At 70.1% G+C, this 23,014-nt stretch carries 26 protein-coding genes; 20 read left to right on the forward strand and 6 right to left on the reverse strand.

What is annotated here, in order from left to right; translation table 11 throughout:
- Positions 1-55 precede the first annotated feature (55 nt).
- The 6 genes from AC1DW0_RS03725 to AC1DW0_RS03750 all read right to left on the reverse strand — a co-directional run bounded on the left by AC1DW0_RS03725 (position 56) and on the right by AC1DW0_RS03750 (position 4,936).
- Complete coding sequence (locus tag AC1DW0_RS03725; protein WP_457388437.1) at positions 56-1,090, reverse strand: TolB family protein; 1,035 nt, start codon at positions 1,088-1,090, stop codon at positions 56-58.
- Between the two features lie 74 nt (positions 1,091-1,164).
- On the reverse strand, positions 1,165-1,872 hold the full coding sequence (locus AC1DW0_RS03730; RefSeq protein ID WP_157281888.1) for a hypothetical protein: 708 nt from the start codon (positions 1,870-1,872) through the stop codon (positions 1,165-1,167).
- Positions 1,873-2,096: 224 nt separating this feature from the next.
- A complete protein-coding gene (locus tag AC1DW0_RS03735; RefSeq protein WP_457352015.1) occupies positions 2,097-2,774 on the reverse strand; it encodes a DUF6683 family protein in 678 nt (225 codons plus the stop codon).
- Positions 2,771-3,424, reverse strand: a complete 654-nt coding sequence (locus tag AC1DW0_RS03740; protein ID WP_477944959.1) for a GNAT family N-acetyltransferase — start codon at positions 3,422-3,424, stop codon at positions 2,771-2,773. Before AC1DW0_RS03740 ends, AC1DW0_RS03735 begins: the two co-directional genes overlap by 4 nt.
- Positions 3,421-3,714 carry a flagellar biosynthetic protein FliO gene (locus AC1DW0_RS03745; protein WP_477944960.1) on the reverse strand — a complete coding sequence of 98 codons (294 nt, stop codon included), beginning with the start codon at positions 3,712-3,714 and terminating at the stop codon, positions 3,421-3,423. Before AC1DW0_RS03745 ends, AC1DW0_RS03740 begins: the two co-directional genes overlap by 4 nt.
- Positions 3,715-3,718: 4 nt before the next feature.
- Positions 3,719-4,936 carry an EscU/YscU/HrcU family type III secretion system export apparatus switch protein gene (locus AC1DW0_RS03750; protein ID WP_056201137.1) on the reverse strand — a complete coding sequence of 406 codons (1,218 nt, stop codon included), beginning with the start codon at positions 4,934-4,936 and terminating at the stop codon, positions 3,719-3,721.
- A 315-nt stretch (positions 4,937-5,251) separates the two neighbouring features.
- On the opposite strand from AC1DW0_RS03750, the gene AC1DW0_RS03755 reads away from it, so the two are divergent.
- The 20 genes from AC1DW0_RS03755 to AC1DW0_RS03850 all read left to right on the forward strand — a co-directional run bounded on the left by AC1DW0_RS03755 (position 5,252) and on the right by AC1DW0_RS03850 (position 22,997).
- Positions 5,252-6,001 (forward strand): lytic transglycosylase domain-containing protein, encoded by a 750-nt coding sequence (locus AC1DW0_RS03755; protein WP_477944961.1) that lies wholly within the window; start codon positions 5,252-5,254, stop codon positions 5,999-6,001.
- A complete protein-coding gene (locus AC1DW0_RS03760) occupies positions 5,998-8,001 on the forward strand; it encodes an FHIPEP family type III secretion protein (RefSeq protein ID WP_477944962.1) in 2,004 nt (667 codons plus the stop codon). The genes AC1DW0_RS03755 and AC1DW0_RS03760 overlap by 4 nt, the downstream gene beginning before the upstream one ends.
- Complete coding sequence (gene sctC, locus AC1DW0_RS03765) at positions 7,998-9,836, forward strand: type III secretion system outer membrane ring subunit SctC (protein WP_477944963.1); 1,839 nt, start codon at positions 7,998-8,000, stop codon at positions 9,834-9,836. The genes AC1DW0_RS03760 and sctC overlap by 4 nt, the downstream gene beginning before the upstream one ends.
- Before the next feature lie 4 nt (positions 9,837-9,840).
- Positions 9,841-10,842 (forward strand): SctD/MshK family protein, encoded by a 1,002-nt coding sequence (locus tag AC1DW0_RS03770; protein WP_157281892.1) that lies wholly within the window; start codon positions 9,841-9,843, stop codon positions 10,840-10,842.
- A gap of 46 nt (positions 10,843-10,888) precedes the next feature.
- On the forward strand, positions 10,889-11,188 hold the full coding sequence (locus tag AC1DW0_RS03775) for a hypothetical protein (RefSeq protein WP_056201148.1): 300 nt from the start codon (positions 10,889-10,891) through the stop codon (positions 11,186-11,188).
- A complete protein-coding gene (locus AC1DW0_RS03780) occupies positions 11,185-11,577 on the forward strand; it encodes a hypothetical protein (RefSeq protein ID WP_056201151.1) in 393 nt (130 codons plus the stop codon). The genes AC1DW0_RS03775 and AC1DW0_RS03780 overlap by 4 nt, the downstream gene beginning before the upstream one ends.
- Positions 11,577-12,308 (forward strand): type III secretion system inner membrane ring lipoprotein SctJ, encoded by a 732-nt coding sequence (sctJ, locus tag AC1DW0_RS03785; RefSeq protein ID WP_477944964.1) that lies wholly within the window; start codon positions 11,577-11,579, stop codon positions 12,306-12,308. The genes AC1DW0_RS03780 and sctJ overlap by 1 nt, the downstream gene beginning before the upstream one ends.
- Positions 12,301-12,816: a hypothetical protein gene (locus AC1DW0_RS03790; protein WP_056201161.1), complete on the forward strand. Its 516-nt coding sequence runs from the start codon at positions 12,301-12,303 to the stop codon at positions 12,814-12,816. Before sctJ ends, AC1DW0_RS03790 begins: the two co-directional genes overlap by 8 nt.
- Positions 12,813-13,448, forward strand: a complete 636-nt coding sequence (locus AC1DW0_RS03795) for a FliH/SctL family protein (RefSeq protein WP_056201165.1) — start codon at positions 12,813-12,815, stop codon at positions 13,446-13,448. The genes AC1DW0_RS03790 and AC1DW0_RS03795 overlap by 4 nt, the downstream gene beginning before the upstream one ends.
- On the forward strand, positions 13,445-14,779 hold the full coding sequence (locus tag AC1DW0_RS03800; RefSeq protein ID WP_477944965.1) for a FliI/YscN family ATPase: 1,335 nt from the start codon (positions 13,445-13,447) through the stop codon (positions 14,777-14,779). The genes AC1DW0_RS03795 and AC1DW0_RS03800 overlap by 4 nt, the downstream gene beginning before the upstream one ends.
- Complete coding sequence (locus tag AC1DW0_RS03805) at positions 14,776-15,249, forward strand: hypothetical protein (protein ID WP_056201170.1); 474 nt, start codon at positions 14,776-14,778, stop codon at positions 15,247-15,249. The genes AC1DW0_RS03800 and AC1DW0_RS03805 overlap by 4 nt, the downstream gene beginning before the upstream one ends.
- 1 nt (position 15,250) lies before the next feature.
- Positions 15,251-15,832 carry a hypothetical protein gene (locus AC1DW0_RS03810; protein WP_477944966.1) on the forward strand — a complete coding sequence of 194 codons (582 nt, stop codon included), beginning with the start codon at positions 15,251-15,253 and terminating at the stop codon, positions 15,830-15,832.
- Positions 15,829-16,935 (forward strand): hypothetical protein, encoded by a 1,107-nt coding sequence (locus AC1DW0_RS03815; protein WP_477944967.1) that lies wholly within the window; start codon positions 15,829-15,831, stop codon positions 16,933-16,935. The genes AC1DW0_RS03810 and AC1DW0_RS03815 overlap by 4 nt, the downstream gene beginning before the upstream one ends.
- Before the next feature lie 71 nt (positions 16,936-17,006).
- The gene (locus tag AC1DW0_RS03820) at positions 17,007-18,068 is read left to right on the forward strand and encodes a sensor histidine kinase (RefSeq protein WP_477944968.1); all 1,062 of its coding nucleotides are present in this window, start codon (positions 17,007-17,009) and stop codon (positions 18,066-18,068) included.
- On the forward strand, positions 18,065-18,706 hold the full coding sequence (locus AC1DW0_RS03825) for a response regulator transcription factor (protein ID WP_457388452.1): 642 nt from the start codon (positions 18,065-18,067) through the stop codon (positions 18,704-18,706). The genes AC1DW0_RS03820 and AC1DW0_RS03825 overlap by 4 nt, the downstream gene beginning before the upstream one ends.
- Positions 18,703-19,380, forward strand: a complete 678-nt coding sequence (locus tag AC1DW0_RS03830) for a hypothetical protein (RefSeq protein ID WP_477944969.1) — start codon at positions 18,703-18,705, stop codon at positions 19,378-19,380. Before AC1DW0_RS03825 ends, AC1DW0_RS03830 begins: the two co-directional genes overlap by 4 nt.
- 2 nt (positions 19,381-19,382) lie before the next feature.
- A complete protein-coding gene (sctR, locus tag AC1DW0_RS03835) occupies positions 19,383-20,048 on the forward strand; it encodes a type III secretion system export apparatus subunit SctR (RefSeq protein ID WP_457320418.1) in 666 nt (221 codons plus the stop codon).
- Positions 20,045-20,320: a type III secretion system export apparatus subunit SctS gene (gene sctS, locus AC1DW0_RS03840; protein ID WP_056201193.1), complete on the forward strand. Its 276-nt coding sequence runs from the start codon at positions 20,045-20,047 to the stop codon at positions 20,318-20,320. Before sctR ends, sctS begins: the two co-directional genes overlap by 4 nt.
- Positions 20,320-21,105, forward strand: a complete 786-nt coding sequence (gene sctT / locus AC1DW0_RS03845) for a type III secretion system export apparatus subunit SctT (protein WP_477944970.1) — start codon at positions 20,320-20,322, stop codon at positions 21,103-21,105. The genes sctS and sctT overlap by 1 nt, the downstream gene beginning before the upstream one ends.
- 152 nt (positions 21,106-21,257) lie before the next feature.
- Positions 21,258-22,997 carry a TIGR02594 family protein gene (locus tag AC1DW0_RS03850; RefSeq protein WP_477944971.1) on the forward strand — a complete coding sequence of 580 codons (1,740 nt, stop codon included), beginning with the start codon at positions 21,258-21,260 and terminating at the stop codon, positions 22,995-22,997.
- Positions 22,998-23,014: the final 17 nt, after the last annotated feature.

Genomic DNA, 23,014 nt, shown 5'->3' on the forward strand with positions numbered 1-23,014 from the left:
CCTGTCGTTACGGGTGCAATGGCATTGGAGCTCGCCGCGCACCAGCCACAAATCCCTAACGCGTCCAGGCCATGACCGGGCAGCGCAGATCGGTCATCGACCCGTCGGGCCGCTTCGCCGGGAATTTCTTGGCATCGCCGGATGCATCCACGGCCACCACGTCCGTCGCCGAGGCGGGGGCATACCAGACCGTGCAGCTGCCCTGGCAGGTGGCGTCGGTGCAGGTCACGCCGGTGTCCTTGGTGAAGGCCACGAACTTGCTGTCGGGCGACCAGTAGGCCTCGGCGATCAAGCCGTTGTTCGTGAAGCGCTTCAGGTTGGCGCCGTTGGCATCCATCATCCACAGGTCCACGCCGCTGACCGTGCCGGTGCTGCGCAGCGCCGCGAGCTGCACCAGGGCCTTGCTGCCGTCGGGGCTGACATAGACCGCCTGCGGCAGCCGCGATTCTGGCCAGCTGACGGTGGCGACCTGCTGCTCGCTGCCACCCGGCGTGACCTTGCTGACGCCGCCCGAGGGCTGCACGCGCAGCAGGGTGCCGTCAGGCATCCAGGCGACGGCGTCCGGCGTCTTGCTCAGCGGCGTGGCGAAAAGCACCTTCTGCGCGCTGAAGTCCCAGACCACGGCGGCCCTGGGCGCGGCGGTTGTCTCGCCCCAGTAGGCCAGGACCTGGTTGGTGGCCAGCGGCGACGGCGCAAGGCGGGCGATGTAGCCGTCAACGACCTGGTCCACGACCAGGCTCTTGTCGTCGGTCTTGCGCACCGTGAGGCGGGTCTCGCCGCTGGAGCCCTGTGAGGTGTAGTCGTTGCTGATGAAGCGACTGCCATCGGGCGAAGGCACGCCCCACTTCTCGGATTGGACGGCTGTCGAGACCCCGGTGTTGGGATTCATGACGAAAGTTCCCGCCGGATTGCCGAGGTCGCTGAAGGAATGCCAGATATTGCCCGTCAGCGTGGTCGGCGGATCGGGCGTGGGAACGACAGGCGGGGTCGTCGGCGTGGCTTCGTCCCCGCCACCGCCGCCGCCGCCACATCCACTGACCGCACCGAGGCACGCCAGAACCGTCAAAGCAAGGCGACTGAAGTTTTTCATCTTGGGCAGGAACTGAAAGTTGAAATGCAAAAGGGAGGGGCGATGCCCCTCCTCTTGTTTTCTCAGGTTGCGGCTTATTGCTTGCGAGCCATCGTGCCCAGCGCTTCGCCCAGACCCTTCAGCGCCGTCGTGAAGACGCTGTTCAGGTAGTTGTATTCCTGGCTGGTGGCCTGGAACTGGGTCATCAGCTTGTTGAACTCGTCGGCCTGCTTGCTCTGCTCTTCGGAGCCGGACTTGGCGGCGGACTTGGCGGCAGAGGCGTCGTTGATCTGTTGCGACAGATTGACCATCTCCTTGGCCTTGGCGCCCAGGGCCGAGCCCATGACGGAGGCGATGGCCTGCAGCCAGCCGCCACCGCTGGGCTTGCTGCCCTTGGAGCTGCCGGTGCCTTGCGAGCGCAGCTGGTCGAGCACGCCTTGCACGATCTGGTTGGAGAAGTCGGACTCCCACTGCTTGACGGCGCCGCCGAAGTTTTGCTGGGCCGCACCTTGCGCTTCGTGCGAAACGCCTTGCTGGCTTTGCGAGGTCAGTTGGTTGATGACCTGGCCGATGGTCGACTTGACTTCTTCGCCCAGGAACTTGGGCATGCCGTGTTCCTTGACCAGGGTGTCGACGGCACTGTTGGCGCCGCTGCCGATGGCTTGCTGCAGCATGCCGCCGATGGCCTGGCCGATCATGGCGCCGATGGGGCCGCCGAAGATGCCGCCGACGATGCCGCCCACGGCGCCCAGGATGCCACCCGAGCCACCGCCGCCGAAGATGCTGCTAACTGCTGATCCCATGTTGATCTCCAAAAAAGATTTAGGTTTCGCGGCAGAAGCTGCCGCAGTGATTGATTGACATTCGAGGCATCTGAATTCGGTGGCGACTGAGAAAACACCGGACTCGCTGCGTGTCTTGTCGGCAAGGTTTTCTGATCAAACTCTGCGGCGTTGACGGGTTTCATTAAACGGGGTCGGGCCCCTGCTGCCTATATGCGGCTGCTCCTATTTCTGCGCCAACCGCGCTAGGGTTGGCCGCAGTCCGGGCCTGCCAACACGGCGGCAGCGGGTCGCGCCGCCGTGTTGGCAGGCCCACCGTCCAGGTTGCGCAGCACGGCGCACAGCGCGGGCAGATCCAGGCCGAGCTGTCGCGCCAAGCTGTTGCGGGCCATCCAGGTGGCCGACGCCTGATGAGCGCTGCCCTGGCGGCTGGCCTGTACCGTCCATTCGCCTAACGCCACGGTCAGCACGGCCAGACGCTCGAAGGCGTCCTGCCGCTGCAGCAGCGGTGCGTCGTCCCACGGCAATTCATCGATGACCCAGGCCTTGACCCATTGGGTGATGGCTTGCCAGCGCTGCGGGCTCAGTGCCTCGTGATCGAAGGCCTGTCGGCATGCGCCCAGATAGGCGGCCAGGGCCACGCCCAGGTCGTCCTCCGCGCGGCCCGGTGCGAGCTGGTTGCGGTAGTGCTGCAGGCAGTGCGTCACCAGGCCGGCCTGGGCACCGGTGCCGAGCATTTCGCTGAGCGCCGCAGCTGCGCCCGTGGGCTCGGCGACGCGGGAGGGCAGGCGCCAGCGCGTGGCGCCGAGCTCGGAGGCCGCATCGGCCTGCGGCGCGTGCGCAAACCGGGACTGCTCCAGGGCCTGGGCCAGACGATGGCCGAGGGCGGATTGCCAGGGGTTGGGTGAAGCGGAAGTGGTCATGGCAGTGCGAGGGCAGTAGGCCGGTGGGAACGCGCAAGGGCGCGCCGGGTCTGACGCAGGCGTTCGCGGCGGCTGAGGGTCTGGACGGCCGACCAGGTCGTTGCGTCCAGGGCGTGGTAATCGGAAGGCTGGCCTTCGTAGAGCGCGCGGCTGCGAGGCGTGAAGCCCAATGCCTCCAGGCAGACGCGGGCACCGCGGTTTTCAGGGTGGCAGATGCCCCAGACCGTGTGCAGTGCCAGCGTCTCGAAGGCATGGCGCAGCAGCACTTCGCCGCCGCTGAGGCTCAGGCCGCTGCCCCAGTGTTCGGGCCTGAGGCGGCTGCCGAGTTCAGCGTCGCCAGGCCGGATACCCAGCTGCACGGTGTCAGGGCTTGCCTGCAGGGGCATGAGGCTGAACCAGCCGGCGAACTGTTCCTCGGCAGCGCTCAGCGGCACGGCGCAACGCCAGATGCCCAGGCCAGGATGGCGGCGATAGAAGCCTGCCAGGCAGGCCGCGAATTCCGCGGCCCAACGTGCCTCGTGCAGGGGCTGTTCATCGGGCAGCAGCTCGCGCACCCGCGCGTCGGCATGCAGGCCCTGGATGTCGGCCGCATCGCTCGCGACGAACTCGCGCAGCAACAGCTTGTCGCAGCGATGGGAGAAGGCCGTCATGCTTCGCGATCCGGCTTGGCGTCGGCTTGCGGCCAGCGCGCCAGCAGATTGATGCCGCCCGCCGTGACGCCCAGCATCCAGCGCTCGCCGGCATGGTCGAGCAGCACCACACGCTCACGCGCACCAACGGGCAGGGCGCGCACGAAGCGCAGCGCCTCGCCGTCCTCCGCCGGGTTGCGCCCACCCAGGCCCTGCAGGCGCCGCCAGCCGCGGATCAGCAACCAGGCCAGCAGCAGCACGAAGGCCAGGGCGGCCACGGTGCTGGCGAGGTTGAGCATCAGGTTCTGCATGGCATCAGTCGTCTTGGGCGGAAACGACGCGCGGGTCCACGTCGGGGTGGCGCGTCAGGTCTTCGCCGGGCGCGGGTCGCGCGCGCGGCGGCTCGGCAGGCACCTCGTCGCGCCGATGTGGGTCGGCGCGGGCAGCCTCCCACTTGAGCTGCTCGCGCACGCCCTCGGCCCAGACGATGACCTCGGCCAGCACGTCGAACAGGTCGGGCGGGATGACCTCGCCCTCCTCGCAACGCGCCAGCAGCTCGCGCGCCAGCGGCACGTTGCGCACGATGGGCACGCCGGCGTCCTCGGCAGCCTCGCGCATGGCGCGGGCGACGTGGTCCTCGCCCTTGGCGCTGACGGTGGGCACGGGGCAGCGGCCGGGCTCGAAGTCGATGGCGATGGCCACATGCGTCGGGTTGACGACCAGGGCGTTGGCGCCGCGCGCCGCCGCCTGCTGGTTGCGCTGGCTCCACTCGGCATGGGCCTGCTTGCGCTGCTGCTTGAGATGCGGGTCGCCTTCGCTCTCCTTCATCTCCTGCTTGATGTCGCGCATGCTCATGCGCAGCTTCTTGGTGAAGCGATGCCGGGTCCACATCGTGTCGAGGAAGGCCACGCCGGCAAACACGCCCACCGTCCAGGCCAGGGTCTTGACCGTGCCCTCCCAGACCAGGCCGCCGAGATGCTGGGGTGGCCTGTCGGTGCCCGAGGCCAGCCGCATCGCGTCGGGCAGCAGCAGCCGCGCCACCGCCCAGCCTATGCCCAGCAGCAGCGCCGTCTTCAGGATGCCCTTGATCAGCTCGACCAGGTTGTCCATCGAGAACATGCGCTTCAACCCTTCGGCCGGGTTCAGGTGTTCGAGCTTGGGCGCCACCTTCTCGAAGGCCAGCACCGGCCCGGCCTGCAGGAACTCGATCAGCGTGCCCAGGACCGCCACGGGGATGACGAGCAGGGCCACCAGCAACAGCGACAGTTCGACGCTCTGCCAGCCCAGCAGGGCGGCGACATGGCCGAAGCCTTCCTCGCGCCAGCCGGCCGACACGCGCGCGAACAAGGCCTCGCACAGGGCTGCAATCCGCTCGCAGGCCATGCGCATGCATAACGCGCCCATCACCAGCCAGACGAGCAGCGTCGCCGTGCTCGTCAGCTCCTTGCCCTTGGCGATATCGCCCTTCTTGCGGGCGTCCAGCAGGCGCTTCGCTGTGGGCTGTTCAGTCTTGTCGCCGCTGTCGTCGGCCATGAGTCCCTAACACCTATTTCTAGGGGGTGCAAACAGGGTTTGTGAAAACTTGTTTTCAGCACCGTGACCAGACCTACTTCTAGGGGGCCTTTCACCTCGCTGGACACAGGGTGGTTGGCACGGCGCGACCGAACGATGCCCGGTCTCAGATTGCGACGGTGCAGCAGTTGTTTCCACGCGTAAACGTGGGGGGCAGCCTCTTGCATACAAAGGAGCAATGTCTACGGGTCAGTCAGTTACTTCTGCTTGCAATGGTCAACAAGCCGGCAAGGCTTGCCCCCATAGTCCGCCCGGTCCAAAAAGCAGGGAAGACAAGTGTTCGGACTCCAACGGATCTGCCAGGTCATGGCGACCGGTGCGTTAGGTGCGGCCCCGCTGATGGGGGCATTCGCCGCCGCGCCGAACTGCCCCTCTCCTTCCGCCGAGGCGTTGCTGGATGCCGCACCGGCCGCAGGCGCCAGCGGCTTCGTGCTGACCGAAAGGCTGTGCCTGGCCACCCTCGTCAGGAGCCGCTCGGCGCCGGTCGAAGTGCCCGAGCCCGAGGTGCCGGCTGCCGAGGTGCCGCCCCTTGCTCCCGTGGCGATGCCGCCGGCTCCGGCCGCGATCCGCCCCGCACCGGTCCGTGACGCCGCCGCGCAGGCACGCATCCGCGCCCTGGCGCCGCTGATGGCCGAAGTGGCCCAGCGCCATGACATCGACCCCCTGCTGCTGCACGCCCTGGCCCACATCGAGTCGCGCCACCAGAGCCAGGCCATCTCGGCGGCCGGCGCGCGTGGGTTGATGCAGGTCATGCCCGCCACCGGCCGTGGCCTGGGTGTGGCCGAGGCGGAGCGCGCGCTGCTGAGTCCCGAGACCAACCTCGAAGCCTCGGCCAAGTACCTGAAGCAGCTGCAGGCCCGCTTCGGCAACGACCTGCGCCTGGTGCTGGCCGCCTACAACGCCGGCGAGGGTGCCGTCGAGCGCCACGGCCGGCGCGTGCCGCCCTTTGCCGAGACCCAGGCCTATGTGCGCAATGTGATGGCCGTCTACACCGAGTTGCGCCGTCGCTTCGGAGTTCAGGCATGAGTGCCGTGAAGCGGCCCGACGGCCTCTCGGGCTACTTCGCCGCGGCCGACCAGCCGCGCGAAGGGCTGATCGCCCGCTTCAGCGACCTCTTCCTGGTTGCCGGCATCGTCGCCATCGTCGCCCTGATGGTGCTGCCACTGCCACTGTGGCTGATCGACCTGCTGGTGGCCGTCAACATAGCCTCGGGGCTGGTGCTGATCCTGATCGCCGTCTACGTGGCCGGTCCGCTGGAGTTCTCGGTCTTCCCCAGCGTGCTGTTGATGACGACGCTGTTCCGGCTGGCCCTGTCCATCGCCACCACGCGGCTGATCCTGCTGCATGCCGACGGCGGCCACATCATCGCCACCTTCGGCAAGCTGGTGGCGGGCGGCAACCTGGTGGTGGGCCTGGTGGTCTTCCTCATCATCACGGTGGTGCAGTTCATCGTCATCGCCAAGGGCGCCGAGCGCGTGGCCGAAGTGGCGGCGCGCTTCTCGCTGGATGCCATGCCGGGCAAGCAGCTGTCCATCGATTCCGACCTGCGCTCCGGCCTCATCGACAAGGACGAAGCCAAGCGCCGCCGCCGCACGCTGGAGCTGGAAAGCAAGCTGCACGGCAGCCTCGACGGCGCGATGAAGTTCGTCAAGGGCGACGCCATCGCCGGCATCATCATCATCCTCATCAACCTGCTCGGCGGCCTGGCCATCGGCGTGCTGCAGCAGGACCTCAGCATGGGGGACGCGGTGCACCGCTACTCCATCCTGTCCATCGGCGAGGGCATGGTGGCGCAGATCCCGGCCCTGCTCGGTGCGATGGCCGCGGGCCTGCTGGTGACGCGCACCAACGACGACGAGAACGACCGCCACCTCGGCGACGCCATCCGCAAGCAGCTCGGTGCCAAGCCACGCGTGCACCTGATGGCCGCCGGCATCTGCCTGCTGCTGGCCACCGTGCCGGGCTTTCCGCCGCTGGTGTTCGGCCTGCTGGCCGTCGTGTTCGGCGCGGCTGGCATGCTGCTGATGCCCAAGGGCCGCGACTGGCTGACCCGGCGCATGCCCCAGCTCAGCCCGCGGCGCGGCAAGCCCGAGGCCGGCGCTTTCAAGACGGCGCAGCTTCGCGTGCGACCCTCCGTGCCGCTGCTGCTGGAACTGCCGCAATCCATGCTCGGTGACGGTGGCCTGGCGGTGACGCGCGCCATCGAGGCGATGCTGGACGAGCTGCAGCTCGACCAGGGCCTGCCGCTGCCGCGCGTGGCCCTGCACGGCCGCCTCGGCCGCGAGGGCTGGCGCCTGCTCGCGCATGAGGTGCCACTGTCCGAAGGCGGCCAGGCCGGTGACGCCGCGGCCCTGGCCGAGCAGGTGCGCCAGGCCCTGCGCCGCAACGCCTCGCTGTTCATCGGCATCCAGGAAACCAGCGAGCTGCTGACCCGCGCCCAGGCCGAACTCGCCGATGTGGTCAAGGAAGTGCTGCGCGCGCTGCCGGTGCAGAAGGTCACCGAGGTGCTGCGCCGCCTCGTGTCAGAGGAAGTCTCAATCCGCAACCTGCGCGACATCCTCGAAGCGCTGGCCGATGCCAGCCAGCGCGAGAAGGATGTGCAGGCCCTGACGGAGATGACGCGCATCGCGCTGCGCCGCCAGACCCACCACCGCGTCTGCCCCAGCGGCGAGTTGCAGGCGCTGATGCTGTCGCCCGAGCTGGAGGCGCTGCTGCGCCAGAACCTGCATGTCAGCGGCGGCGCTGCCCAGCTCGCCATCTCACCCGACGTGGCGCGCCAGCTCGCCGCCGATGTGCAGGCCCAGGTCGAGGCGCTGCGACCGCAGGCCCTGGTCTGCGCCGTCGACCTGCGCTGGCACCTGCGCAAGCTCATCGAGACCGAGTGCTTCGACACCCCCGTGCTGTCCTTCCACGAACTGCTGCCGACGCTGCGGCTCACGCCGCTGCACCACCTGCCCCCGCCGGGGTCCAGTCCCAACGCTTCAATTCAGGCGCCTTCCCCACAGGCAGCACTGCTCGCCGCATGACCTCAAACCTCAAGATCGCCGCAGCCACCACGCTGCTGCTGGCCCAAGCCCTGCCGCTATCAGCGGCGCCGCTGCCCGAAGGGCTGCGCGCCGTCAAGCTCGAGGCGCGCGACCAACCCATCGAGCAGTTCCTGCAGGGCCTGTTCTCGGGCAGCGACATCCCCGTCGTCGCCAGCGGTGTGCAGGGCCAGGTCAATGGCCGCTTCGAGGGCACGCCGGCCAAGCTGCTGCGCGACCTGAGCCGCGCCTACAACCTGCTGAGCTATTACGACGGCGGCGTGCTCTACATCGCACCGGCCAGCGACACCCAGACGCGCAGCTACCTGCTCACGCCCGCTGCCGCCTCGCAGGTGCAGCGCGCCGCACAGGCCCTGCAGCTGCCCGATACGCGCAACACGCTGAAGTTCAGCGACGACGGCGCCCTGCTCGCCGTGGGCGCCAAGCGCTTTGTGCAGCAGGTCGACGAGCTGGTGCGCCAGGTGCGCCCCGGCACGACGGCGGTGGCCATGAAGTCCTGGGCGCCGCAGCAACAGCAACCGCTGCCCGACTACCGCATCTTCTACCTGCGCTATGCCTGGGCCCAGGACGTGCCGATGAGCTTCGGCGGCCAGCAGACCACCTTGCCCGGCGTGGCCAGCATCCTGCGCTCGCTGGTCGGCCAGCCCAGCAAGGCCCGCGTCATCCCGGCCGCCGACCCCACCCGCGCCCAGGGCAGCCAGCGCGCGCGGGGCGGCGCGATGCGCGGTGCGGGCAACACCACGACGCTCGGCCTCGTCGACGACGCCGCGCCCGGCATGCGCGGCACCGACACCCTCGTCGCCGCCCTCACCCAGGTCGGCTACGGCCAGCCCGGTCAGGACACCGCCGAGCCGGCGGCGCCGCCCGACTTCGCGCCGCGCATCGAGGCCGACCCGCGCCTGAACGCCGTCATCGTGCGCGACCTGCCCGAGCGGCTGGAGCGTTATGCCGCCCTCATCAAGTCGCTGGACGTCGAGCCCCAGTCGCTGGAGATCGAGGCCACCATCATCGACATCAACACCGACCGCATGCGCGAGCTCGGCATCAACTGGCGCTACAACCACGGCCTGTCCAGCCTGATGTTCGGCAACGGCACGGCCAGCGACAACCGCCTCAACGGCCAGGTCGATCCGACGCCCACCAACAAGGGCGGCGTCATCTCCGCCGTCATCGGCGACCGCTTCCCCTTCGTCGCCCGCATCACGGCCCTGCAGAGCGACGGTGCGGCCAAGGTCGTCAGCAGCCCGCAGGTCGTCACGCTGTCCAACGTCGAGGCGGTGTTCGACAACAGCTCGACCTATTACGTGCGCGTCGCCGGCCGCGAGGACGTCGACCTCTTCAACGTCACCGCCGGCACGCGGCTGCGCGTCACGCCCCATGTGTTCAAGGAAGGCGACGAGCCGGCCCGCATCAAGCTGCTGGTGCAGATCGAGGACGGCGGCCTGACCGGCCAGAGCGTGGACAACCTGCCCATCGTCGAGCGCTCGGGCATCAACACCCAGGCCCTGATCTCCGAAGGCGAGAGCCTGCTGATCGGCGGCATGGTGCGCGACAGCTCGACGGCCGGCGTCGACAAGGTGCCGGTGCTGGGCGACATCCCGCTGCTGGGCAACCTCTTCAAGACCCAGCGCAAGGGCGGCCAACGCATCGAGCGCATGTTCCTCATCACGCCACGCCTGGCCAGCAGCAAGGCCGCGGCCGACGTGATGGAAAGAGCCCGCCAACCGCTCGCCAATCCGGCCAGCCCGGCCAGCCCGGCCAGCTCGGCCGCGCCCACCGGGCCGACCGGCAGCGAAGGTGCTGCGCAGCAGGAGTGATGCCATGAAGTCCCATCTCCCCGCCTCGATGCTCGAACTCCGCGTGCTGGCCGGCCGCCAGCTCGGCGCGCGTGCCCGGCTGGACGCGCAGCACGACCTGCTCGTCTGCGGCCTGAACTCGGCCAACCAGGCCGACACCCAGTTCGCCGACATCCTGCTCGCCAGCGAGATCGACTTCCAGCTGCGCGTGATCCCGTCCGGTGCCGGCCGCGTCAGCCTGCAGCTCGTCTCCGGGCATGCCGTGCTGGCCGAGAGGGCCCTGATGCCGGGAACCGCCATCCACGCCTGGGCGCCGGGCCAGCCGCTGCAGCTGGGTGATGCAATCGTGGCCTACGGCCCGGCCGACCAGGACTACTGGCCCGAGCCGGTGCTGCATGACGGCCCCGAGCTGCCCGCCAGCGAGCGCGCTCAAGGCATGCGCGCACCCACTGCCGCGCCGCGCGCCCGCCCCGTGCTCGAAGGTGTGCTGACGGCGCTGGGCCTGGTCATGGTCATCGGTGGCGCGTCGTTGGCCTGGCGTGGCGGCACGCTACGCGAAGCCGGCCAGGTCGTGGCCAAGGTCGTACCGCCTGCCCAGGCGGCCACCGCTGCAACTGCGCCCGACCTGCTGGCCAGTGCAGTCGAGGTCTTCCGCCTGTACGGCATCGCCGCGCAGGCGGCCTGGTCGCCCGAAGGCGAGCTGGTGCTGCGCACGCAGGAGCGCGACGCCACCCGGGTGCAGGCCGCCGCCGCCGCGGCCAAGCGCGACATCGCCCACCTGCCGGCGCTGCGTATCGACAACCGGCCGCCGGTGGCCGCGGCCGCTGCGCCCGCTCCGGCGCCCGACGATCCGGCCAAGCGCCTCGTGGCCGTCGTTGACAACGCCGACAGCCCCTACTTCATCACCGCCGACGGCAGCCGCTACTTCAGCGGCGCCCTGCTGCCCAGCGGGCACCGCGTCGTGCAGATCGCCGAGCGCGCCGTCATCGTCGAGCGCGATGGCCAGCAAACGCGGCTGACCCTCTGACCCCTGTTTCGCCCACTTTCCCCAACCCTCCCACAAGGAGACTCCCATGTCCAACGCACTTCTCAACACCCTCGCCGCCGCACCCGTAAACGGTTCCACGGGTGGCAAGACCAACGGCGGCGGCTCCTGGTTCGAAGCCATGGCCGATGCCTGGGGCAAAGCCCTGGACAAGCAGGCCGGCGACATCGAGACGGCCTCCAACGCGATGAACAACGGTGGCGACACGCCCTCCGCCGTGACCGAGTTGACCGCCATGTCGCTGAAGATGAGCTTCCTGGCCAGCAGCTCGCACACCGCCGTCTCGACGGTCGGTTCCGCCCTCGAAACGATGGCGCGCAAGCAGTGACACCCGGCCTCGCCATCGCCCCCCCGGTGGCCGACGTCCAGCTCGGCGCAGGGGCTTCGCTGTCCAGCCTTGGCCAGGTCGCGCCGACGGCCGACGTGGCGGGCTTCGAGCGCGCCATGGCGAGCGCGGTGCAGCGCCTGGGCCCGGCCGAGTCGCCCGCCCAGGCCATGCAGCGTCTCGTCCAGCCGCTGGACCACATCAACGCCGAAGCGTCGTCGCTGGGGCGCGACGCCCGCCTGGCGGCGGCTTCGGGCCAGGAACTGACGCCGGGCGAACTCGTCAACCTGACGGTGCGCTGCCAGGAGTTCATGTTCCATTGCCAGCTGACCTCGAACATTGCCAATCGCACGTCCGAAGGCTTGCAACAGCTCTTTAGGCAACAGTCGTGATGAAACCACTTCGAAGCCTTTGCGCACTTGCGCTGACTGCCCTGCTCGCCGCTTGCGGCGAGCAGGCCCTCTACGCGAAGCTCGACGAGCGCCAGGCCAATGACATGGTCTCGGCGCTGCGACTGGCCGGCGTGCCGGCGCAGAAGAACGCACGCGAGGACGGCTTCGAGGTGCTCACCGGCGAGGCCGACTTCGCCCGCGCTGTGCAGATCCTCAAGGCGCAAGGCCTGCCTCGCGAGGACTACGACAGCCTGGGCAAGGTCTTCAAGCGCGAGGGCTTCGTGTCGACGCCGGTCGAGGAGCGCGCCCGGCTGATGCACGCACTGTCGCAGGAGCTGTCGCACACGCTGACCAGCATCGACGGCGTGCTGCAGGCCCGCGTGACGCTGGTGGTGCCCGAGCGCCACCCGCTGTCCGACAAGGTCCAGCCCTCGTCGGCCTCGGTGATGATCAAGCACCGCCCCGGTTTCAATGTCGAGGCGCTGCTGCCCAAGGTGCGCGCCCTGGTGGTCAACAGCGTCGAAGGCCTGCCGTATGAAAGCGTCTCGGTCGTCGCCTTCGCGGCCGAGCCCACGCCCGTCGCCCCGCCGGTACCCGAGACCCAGGCGACGGTGCCCTTGGTGCTGGCCGTCACGCTGGGCTCGGCCAGCCTGGGTGCGGCGGGCTGGCTGGGTTGGCGCCGCCGTCGGGCTCAGAACCAGCTCGCGCTGGAAGGAGGCGGCCATGACTGAACGCCAGCTGCGCGCGCACGTCGCACGCCGCCTGCTCGAAGACGCGCCGGTGGAGGCCCGCACGCTGAGCTGGGCCCAGCTCGACGCAGCCCCCGCCTGGCTGGCGCTGGAGCGCGATGAGCTGCTGGCGCTGGCCCGGCGCTGCGGCTCCGTGCTCGCCGCGCCCGCGCTGCGGCTGTGGATCGCCGGGCCGCTGCGGGAGCTGGCGCGCACCGCCCTGGGCGCGCCCTGGTGGCGAGCCCTGCGCAGTGCGCAGGACTGGCCGGCCCTGCCCGCCGGCCTGCCGGCCAGCCTCAGCGACTGGCCCGACGTCACGACGCCGGAGGCCTTGAGCCAGCGCTTCACCGAGGCCGGCGCCGCGGTGCTGCTGGCCGGCCTGCCGCATGGCTCGCTGCGCCACGCCGCCAGCCGCCGGCTCGGGCCGGTCGCGGCCTGGGTGATGCCGCAGGCCACGGCCCTGGCGGTGTTGCGTGAAACGCTGGCCTTGCAAGCAAGGGTCATTCAATGAACAACTTCATGCTCTGGCATCGCGACCCCCAGGCCAGGTTGGGCATCGCCTCGGATCGGCGCGTGCTGCGTGCCGCCGAGGTGCCGGCCTTGCAGGATGCGCAGCAGCTGCTCGATGCCTTGCGCGGGCTGCTGGAGCAGGAGCAGTCGCGCATCGACGCCGCCCGCGAGTGCGCGCACGCCGAGGGATTGAAGCAAGGCCTGGCCCAGGCCGAGGCCGAGTCGCGCGCGCACCGAGCCGACACGCTGGCTCGACTCACCTGCGCTCACGAGGACGAACGCCTGCGACTGCAGCGCGAAGTGGCCGGCCTGGCGCTGGACATCTTCCAGAAGCTGCTCGGCCAGGTGCCCGCCGAAGAGCGCCTCGCCCGCCTGGCCGCACAGGCCGCGCGCGAACTGCTGCCGGCGCGCACCTGGCGGCTGCAGGTGCACCCCAGCCAGCTGCCCAATCTGCACGACGCGCTGCAGGCTGCCGACCCCGAGAACAAGACCGGCTTGGCGCAGGCCGAGATCGTGGCCGACGCCGAACTCGTCGAAACCGACTGCCGCCTGGTCACGGAGTTCGGCAGCGCCGATGCGGGCGTGGCGACGCAAGTGCGAAGGCTGGCCCGCGCCTGGGGGCTCAAGCCATGACGCTGAGCCTGGACGTCGAGGTCGGCACCGACACGCTGCGCCGCAGCCTGCAGCGCACCCGCACCGTCGCCACGCTGGGCCGTGTCGTGCAGGCGGGCGGCACGCTGATGCGCGCCACCGGCGTGCAGGCGCGCGTCGGTCAGAGCTGCCGCGTCTTCGATCCCTCGCGCCCGCAGGACGAGGGCCTGCTGGCCGAGGTCATCGGCTTCCAGGGCCACGAGGCCGTGCTCGCGCCGCTGGGCTCGCTGCAGGGGCTGCCGGTGGGTGCGGCCGTGGAGGTGCTGCACGAAGCCGCGCAGCTGCCGAGCGGCCCGGGGATGCTGGGTCGCGTCATCGACGCCTTTGGCCAGCCATTGGACGGCGGGCCCCCGCTCGACCTGCTGCCACGCGTGCCGCTGTATCGCGACGCGCCCTCGCCGCTGCAGCGCCGCCCGGTGCATGAGCCGCTGGTGTGCGGCGTGCGCGCCATCGATGCGCTGCTGACGGTTGGCGAAGGCCAGCGCGTGGGCATCTTCGCGATGGCCGGCGGCGGCAAATCAACGCTGCTGGGCATGCTGGCGCGCAGCACAAGGGCTGAGGTCAACGTCATCGGCATGATCGGCGAACGCGGCCGCGAGGTGCGCGAGTTCCTGGAGGACAGCCTCGGCCCCGAGGGCCTGGCCCGCTCGGTCGTCGTCGTCTCCACCTCGGACCGGCCGGCACTGGAGCGGGTGCGCGCCGCCTACGCGGCCACGGCGATTGCCGAGGGCTTTCGCGCCCAGGGCTCACGCGTCGTGCTGATGATGGACTCGGTGACCCGCTTCGCGCGCGGCCTGCGCGAGATCGGGCTGGCTGCCAACGAGCCGGCCGTGCGGCGCGGCTATCCGCCCTCGGTGTTTGCCGAGCTGCCGCGGCTGTTCGAGCGCGCCGGCAACGACGCCCACGGCACCATCACCGCGTTCTACACGGTGCTGGCCGAAGACGAGGACGGCAACGACCCGGTCGCTGAAGAAGTGCGCTCCATCCTCGACGGCCATCTGGTGCTGTCGCGTGCGCTGGCCCAGGCTCAGCATTACCCGGCCATCGACGTGCTGGCCAGCGCCAGCCGCGTCTTCACCCGCGTGACCCAGCCCGAGCAGCAGCGCGACGCCGCCCATCTGCGTGCGCTGATGGCGCGGCACAAGGAGGTCGAGTTCCTGCTGCGGGTGGGCGAATACCAGGCCGGCAGCGACCCGCTGGCCGACCAGGCCATCGAGCGCATGCCGCAGATCAAGGCCCTGCTGCAGCAGGCCACGCACGAACCCAGCGACTGGGACGGCTGCCTGCAGCATCTGCGGGAGATCGTGTCGTGAACCAGCTTTCCGACATCGAGGCACGCCAATGGCTGCGCCTGCGCCAGCTGCGCGTGCAGCGGGCACGCCTGGCGCTGGCGCAGGCACAGGCCGAAGAGCGCCAGGCCGTCGCCGCGGTCGAGGACCGCGAGGCCCGCATCGAGCAGGGCCGCAGGCTGATCGTCGAGCTGGCGTTTCACTGGGGCGGCGCCGGCAGTGCCGACATGCCGCGCTGGGTGCACCAGGTGCAGGCCCACGGCGAGGCGTTGGCCGAGCGGCTGGAGCGCGATGAATACGCCTTGCTCGACGAGCGCGAGACGCTGGGACAAGCCCAGGCGGAAGTGCAACGACGCCGTGCCGAGCTCGCCCGTGCCCAGGCCCGCGAGGACGCCGTAGACGCGACGCTGAAGGACCAGCGCCGCCAGGCCAGCCAAGCCCGCGAGCAGCAGGCCGAGCTGGAAACCGAAGACGCCTGCCGGACGCTGCATTGACATGAAGCTGCTGCCCATCCTGCTGCCCCTGGTCGCGATGCCGCTGCGCGCGCGATCCGCCATGGCGACGCCGGAGGCCCTGCCACCTCAGGACGCCCACCGCGACGCCGGCGATGAGCCCGACTGGCGCAACGCCTACCTGCGCCTGCGTGAGCAGGACCCGTCCGAGCCCGAGCCCGTGCTGCCCATCGCGCCGGCGATGGCGCGAACCCCACGCGATCAGGCACCCGAGATGACGGAGGTCCGCAGCGTGTCGGCCACGCCCACCACGGAACGCCTCGAAGCGATGCGGCAACTCGGCGAAGCCGGCCCGTCGGCAAATCCGCAGGCGCGTGCCTGGCAAGTCGAGTTGCCCGCGGTGGCCGGCCCGGCCTGGCAGCTGCGCGTCGAGCAAGCCCAGCCGCTGGCGCCATTGAACTTGGAGCTGCGCGTGCCGCAAGTCGCCCAGGCCCAGGCCCGGCAGCAATTGAGCGACCTGGACAAGCGACTGCGCGATGCCGGGCATGATGTGCTGAGGTCGCGCCTGCGCGACGGCGCACGAACGGACAAGCGGCGCCGGCCTGCCGACGAGGTAGAACCATGAGCGGTATCGGCGCCATCCAGGCCCTGTCGCCGGCCGAGACCTGGGAGGCGTGGCAGGCCCTCATGCAGGCCGCGCTGGCTGAGGGCGAAGGTGGGAGCGGGATGGAAGCCGGCCAGCCCCATCTGCAAACCCACGCGGCGGAGGCACACCAGCCCCTGAGCGCGCCGACCCTGCCCAGCGAGGCCAGCCCGCTGCTGCAGGCCCCTCATGCGCACCACGCGCATCAGGTCCAGCACGCCCACGAACCCCAGCCTGCAGCGGCCGCAGTGCCGCAGCCGCTGGCCGCTCCCGACGTGCCGACGGTGGCCGTGATGCCCCCATTGCAGGCATCGCAGGACAGGCCGGCCGCACCATCGCAGGTGCACGCGCCATCGGCCGGGTTGCTCGGCGACACGCCGATGGCCGCCATGCGGCTTGCCGATGCGGGTGCGACCGTGCTGCCGATGGCGCCGGTGCTGATGGCGCCGCTGACGCTGCAGAACGGCCCCGAGCTGCGCTGGCGCGCGCAGGATGCCGCCAGCTGGCGGCAGCTGTTCGAGGACGCAGGTCGCGATGCGCCCGACGAACAGGAGCCGCCGGTGCTGCCGACGCCTGAAGCCATCGAGCCTGAGGCGATGCCGCCGTGGGCGCTGCTGCTGTTGGCCCGGCTGCGCGAGGCGACCCTCGCGCCCGCCGCCGCGGCGGCTTTGCGCCCGGCCCTGCAGGCCTGGCGTCTGGGCCTGCCGGTGCTGCTGGCCAGCCCAGCCGGCCTGGCCAGCCTGCAAGCCAGTCGCGATGCCACCACCTGGCAATGGCGGCGCTGGCCGGCGCGTTGGCGCACGGCCCGTCCGGCCACGATCGAGCGCTGGTGGACGGTGCGCCTGGCGCTGGGCCCCCAGGGCCGCCCGCGCACGCTGCGCGACCTGGCCGGAGGTGCGGTGCCCGCGCCCGGCCAGGTCAGCTGCGAGCTGCGCCTGGACGACGTCGCGCCAGGCATCGCCCAATGGACCGAGGTGCTGGTGCAGGCCCCCGCCAGCGCCAGCCTGCGAGCGCTGCTTGCCGCGCGGCCTTCGATCCCCTGGCTGTTGTGCAACCAGGCCCTGTGGCCTCGGGAAACGCCATGAGCGCCGCCCGGCCGTCCGAAGGCGCGCAGCTCCCGCTTGGCGGGACCGCGCGCAGCGCGAAGGGTGCCTCAGTGCGCCGCGTCGACGCCGATCTGCTGCACGCCCTGGGCGAACTGGGCGAGGCCCTGGCCATCCTCGATGGCGACTTCCTCGTCGCGCTCAACGCGCCTATGCAGGCCCTGCTGCCCGGCGAAGTCGGCGGCCTGGCCGAGGACTGGGCGCAGCCCCTGCACGGCTTGGCCAGCGCGCTGGTGGCGCCGCTGGGCGTGCGCACGCGCTGCGGCGTCAGCGGCGAGTACGTGGCCCAGCGCGTGGCCCTGGATGCCCGCCATGTGCTGCTGCGCCTGGACGACGAGCGCGAACGCCTGCATCACCTGCAGCGCCAGCTCGACGACCGCGAGGGCCTGCTGTTCACATCGCGCTCGCTGACGGTCAGCGAGATGGGCAGCGTGCTGGCGCATGAGCTGAACCAGCCCATCGGCGCCACCGCCAACCTGTTGCGCGGCCTGAAGCTGCGCCTGGCCCGCCGCCATCCGGATGACACCGACGAGCTGGCCGCGCTGGACAAGGCCGTGCAGCAGGTCACGTATGCCAGCCAGATCATCGGCCGGGTGCGCGAGTACACGCAGTCACGCCAACCCAAGACCGAGAGGCTGGACCTCGTCGAGCTCGTGCACCAAAGCCTGGGCCTGCTCGACTGGGACCTGCAGCGCGAGGCCGTGCGCCTGGTGCTGCGCCTGCCGATGCAGCCCGTGCCGGTGCAAGGCGACGCCGTCATGTTGCAGCAGGTGCTGATCAACCTGCTGCGCAATGCGCTGGACGCACTGCGCCTGGACCGGCCAGCCGAGCCGCTGATCGACATCGAGCTGGTCGTCGACGGTGCCCGCGCCGAGCTGCGCGTGGCCGACAACGGCCCCGGCATCACGCCGCAGACTGAAGCCCGGCTGTTCGTGCCCTTCAGCTCCACCAAGCCCAATGGCATGGGCCTGGGGCTGTCCATCTGCCGCTCGCTGATCGAGATGCACCAGGGCCGGCTCTGGTTCACGCGCCGCGACGCCGGCGGCTGCTGCTTTCACTTCGCTCTGCCGGTGACGGCGGCGGCGACCCCACCCACTCTGGAGAGGACGACATGACCCCTCGGCAAATCTACGTGGTGGATGACAACCACGAGTTCCGCGACTCGCTGCGTTTCTGGCTCGAAGGCTTCGGCTGCCAGGTGCGCGACTGGGGCGACCCGCGCGATGCGCTGCAGTCCCTGGCCCGCGTGGCCGTGGGCACGACCTGGCCCGAGTCCACCTGCCTGATGCTGGACGTGCGCATGCCCGAGCTGTCGGGGCTGGACCTGCACGACGCATTGCGCGAGCGCGGCATCCACCTGCCCGTCATCTACATGAGCGGCCATGCCGACGTGCCGCTGGCCGTGGCCGCGATGCAAAAGCGCGGTGCCGTCTCGCTGCTGGAAAAGCCGCTGGACGACGTCGCCCTCAGCGCGGCCCTGGACCGTGCCTTTGCGCCGACCGATGTGGACAGCGGCATCGACACCGAAGTGGAAGGCTCGCGCGAGGAGTTCGAGCGCCGCTCTCAGACGCTGTCGCCGCGCGAGCGCCAGGTGCTGTCCCTCGTCGTCAAGGGCCTGATGAACAAGAACATCGCCGACGAGATCAAGCTGTCGCTGAAGAGCGTGGAGCTGTACCGTTCGCGCGGCATGCGCAAGATGAAGGCGAAGTCGGTCACCGAGCTGACCCGCATCATGGTGAGTCGCCGAGCATGAGCTTCATTCCCCAAGCACTGACGCAGGCGTCGAGCTGGCACTACCTGTGCGGCCAGGCGCGGCTGTGCATCAGCGCCGATGATTTCGAGACGGGCGATCTGGTGTCCTGCGCCGCAGAGGCCGCCGTCGTGCTGGATCTGGCGGGCGAACTGCTGGACGCCCTGGCGGCCGCGGGCCTCGTGTCTGCCGCGGATTGGCAATGGGTGGCGCAGTCGGGCGCCATCAGCGTGAGCGGTGCCCAGGCCAGCTGGCGGGGCGCCGAGGTGCAGGCGCAGCTGTCGCTGCCCTGGACGGCGTTGCGCGCGCTGGGCGAAGCACCCGAAGTGCCCGGCCTGCAATGGCACGCAACCGCGGCCGAATGCGTGCTCGCGCAGTGGCGGCTGGGCGACGAGGAACTGGCCGCGCTGGAGCCGGGCGGACTGCTGTTGCTGGAAGCGCCGGTCTCTCACCGGCTGCGCGCACGGGCTGAGCCCACGGGTGAGCAACCGTGGCAGCTGGTGGCGCGCTGGGAGCAGCCGCTGCCGCTGGAGGTCGTGATGGGCTGGAGCGATGCGCTGCCTGCGGTGCCCGTGCACTGCCAGCTCATCGACGCCTCGCGGCCCGAGGTGGCGCGGGCCCGCGGCCGCCTCATCCCCTGGGGCACCGGCCAGGCCCTGCGCATCGATTCCCTCTGAGCATGGATCTCAGCACCTTCACCCCGGCCTCGGCCCTCATCACCGTCATCCTGCTGGCGCTGGCGCCCTTCGTGGCGGTGATGATCACGTCCTTCACCAAGCTCGTCGTCGTGCTGAGCCTGCTGCGCAATGCCATGGGCCTGCAGCAGGTGCCGCCCAATGTCGTCATGAACGGCCTGGCCCTGGTGCTGAGCATCTACGTCATGTACCCGGTGGGCGTGGAGATGCAGGAAAGCCTGAGCGCCATGCCGGCCACCAAGGCCGGCTCGGCGTCGACCAGCCAGATGGTGGCCGCGGCCGACGTTGCCAAGGAGCCGCTGCGCGAGTTCCTGATCAAGCACAGCCGGCCGCTGGAGCGTGCCTTCTTCCTGAAGACGGCGCAGCGCAGCCTCAAGCCCGAGCAGGCCCAGGCCTTGAGCGAGCGCGACTTCCTCGTCATCGTGCCGGCCTTCACGGTCAGCGAGCTGACGGTGGCCTTCGAGATCGGCTTCCTGATCTTCCTGCCCTTCCTCGTCATCGACCTCGTCATCTCCAACATCCTGATGGCCATGGGCATGCAGATGCTGTCGCCCACCACGGTGTCGCTGCCCTTCAAGCTGCTGCTCTTTGTGCTGATCGATGGCTGGGTCAAGTTGACGCACGGCCTCGTCTTGACGTACCAGACATGAACAGCGAAGTCATCCAACTCACCCAGCAGGCGCTGTGGCTGGTGCTGCTGCTATCGGCGCCGCCCATCCTGGTGGCGGCCATCGTCGGGCTGCTGATCGCCTTCATCCAGGCGGCCACGCAGCTGCAGGAGCAGACGGTGCAGTACGTGGCCAAGTTCTTCGCCATCGTCGTCACCATCTTCATCACCGCCTCGCTACTGGGCGGCAGCCTCTACCGGCTCGGCGACAAGGTGTTCAGCGAGTTCCCTGGCCTGGTCAAGATCAACCGCTGATGCTGGAGTTCTGGATCGGGCATCCCACCGATGCCGTCCTGCTACTGGGCCTGTCCACCATGCGGGTGGCGGTGGCCTTCCTGCTGGTGCCGCTGTTCACCCAGGACCTGATCCCGGCGCTGATCCGCAACTCGCTCTTCGTCGCCCTGGGCCTGCTGGGCCTGCTGGTGCAGGAGATCAAGCCGCTGCAGCTGAGCGGCTGGCAGTGGGCGATGCTCTACGGCCGCGAGGCCATGCTGGGAGCGGCGATGGGCTTCCTGTTCGCCGGGTTGATGTGGTCCTTCGAGATGGCCGGCCAGCTCATCGACACCAAGGTGGGTTCGTCCCAGGCCCAGGTGCTGGACCCGTTGTCCGGCCATCAGACCTCGCTGACCGGTGCCTTCCTGGCGCGCCTGGCAAGCTGGGTCTTCATGGCCTCGGGTGGCTTCATGCTGTTCGCCGCGCTGCTGCTGGACAGCTTCGCGCTGTGGCCCGTCCATGGCGCCTGGCAGCTGCTGCCAGCGGGCATGCTGGCCTTCGAGGCGGAGTTCGGCCGCATGCTGCGCCTGGCCCTGATGGTCGCTGCACCGTCGCTCGTGCTGCTCTACCTGGTGGACGGCGTGCTGGGCCTGATCAACCGCTATGCCCAGCAGCTCAATGTGTTCAGCCTGTCCATGTCCATCAAGGCCGTGGTGGGCCACCTGGTGCTGCTGCTGCAGCTGGGCAGCCTGGTGGCGTTGATGAACGAGGAGCTGCTGGCCCGGCCCAGCGTGGTGACGGACCTGCTGAAGCGCCTGTTCGCCTGAGGATTGCGGCCAACCCTAGAGCGCGCCCGGCCGTACGTTCTGAAACAGCAGCGCCCGCAATTGCCCGGTCCGCGGCGCTGGTCTGAAATGGGCTGACCGACGCGATGCGCGATGCGCTCATCGCCCCATCAGGACAACGCCAAGGGCACCCCATGAGCATCGTTACCCGAACCACGTCGGCCTCCCCGGCCGTGAACGACACGCCGCCGCCCGCCGGCCGCAGCTACGAGGTGCAGCACGGTGACAGCCTGAGCCGCATCGCCAAATCCAACGGCGTGTCGGTGCAGGCGCTGCTGGCCGCCAACCCGCAGGTGCGCAACCCGGACGTCATCTACCCGGGCAGCCACCTGACGATCCCGGCGACGCACTACACCGTCCAGCGCGGTGACACGATGCAGCACATCGCGGCCGACCACGGCCTGACGCTGCAGGCGCTGGTGGGCGCGAACCCGCAGGTGCGCAACGCCGACCTGATCCACGTCGGCGACACGCTGAACCTGCCGTCGGTGGGCCATCTGGTGGACGGCCTGCCTGTCGTCGGCTCCGTCGGCCTGGTGCACGACACGCTGCTGCCGGTCTACATGACGGACCCTCGCTACCGCAGCGACATCGGCAAGGCCGCCATCGCCAGCGGCTCGGCACAGTCCACCGTGGAACTGGGCATGACCCGGGCGCTCAACGCCGACCCCACCGGGAAGCGCGATGCGACGCAACGCCAGATCGCCGAGCCCGCGCTGGCGCGCACCGACGGCACGCGCAACGAGCCGACGCTGAACCTGCAGCGCTTCACCGACCCGTCGCTGGGCTCGAACGCGCTGGCCGCCATCGTCATCGGCAACGCCGAAGGCACGCGCCGCCCGGACGGCGGCTTCACCGCGGCCTATGGCGGCCACACCGACCCGGGCAACGCGGTGCACAACCGCGGCTCTTTCTCCTACCAGCATGCGGCCTCCAGCCCCGCCGATGCCGACCGCCGCCAGCTGACGACGCTGCAGGGCCAGCTGCCGGCCTACGAGGCGGCCGCGCGCCGCGCCGGGCTGGACCCGAACAACGCGCGCCTGGCCTCGGCCTACCTGGACCTGTACAACCAGTCGCCCAGCGCCGCCGGCCGCTTCCTGAACCAGCTCGGCACGCTGCGCGGCCAGCCCATCGACGCGGCGCATATCACCAACCTGCGCGTCAACAGCTATGTCGACGCCTCCACCGGACAGCGCTTCCGGCTCAGCGGCGGGGGCCAGGCAGGCAGCGGCTTCGTCAACATCGCCAACCGGCAGGTGCACGGCACGGCGACCGAAGCCCAGGTGCAGGCCGTCATCCGCGCCGACCAGAAGCGCCGCACCGACGCGGTCGACAGCGCGCTGAACCGTCAGGGCTTGCTCAACGGCACCGGCACCGCGCCGACCCCGGCCGCCGCGGTGCCGGCCTCAGCTTCGGGGACCGGCAAGGCCGCGCGCATCCTGGATGTTGCCCGCGGCGAGATCGGCACCAAGGAGATCAGCGGCGGGCGCGACAACCCGCGCGTGCTGGAGTACCACCAGGCCACGTCCTTGAAGGCCAGGAACGACGAGACCTCGTGGTGCTCTTCCTTCGTCAACTGGACGATGAAGCAGGCCGGCGTGCCAGGCACCAACAGCGCCGCCGCGCGCAGCTGGCTGAACTGGGGCACGTCCGTGCCCAAGGATGCGGCGCATGTGAAGCCGGGCGACGTCATCGTCTTCCCGCGCGGCAACAACCCGGCGCAGGGTCACGTCGCCATCGTCGAGGCCGTGCTGGCCGACGGCCGCGTGAAGGTGGTCGGCGGCAACCAGGGCAACGGGCCCGGCAACCCCGACGGCGTCAACGAGAAGGTACGCTCGTTGTCCGAAGCCATTGGCGTGCGCAGGGCGCCTTGAGCGCGGCCGTCCATCCC

It is taken from the genome of Roseateles sp. P4_D2 (assembly GCF_056401875.1).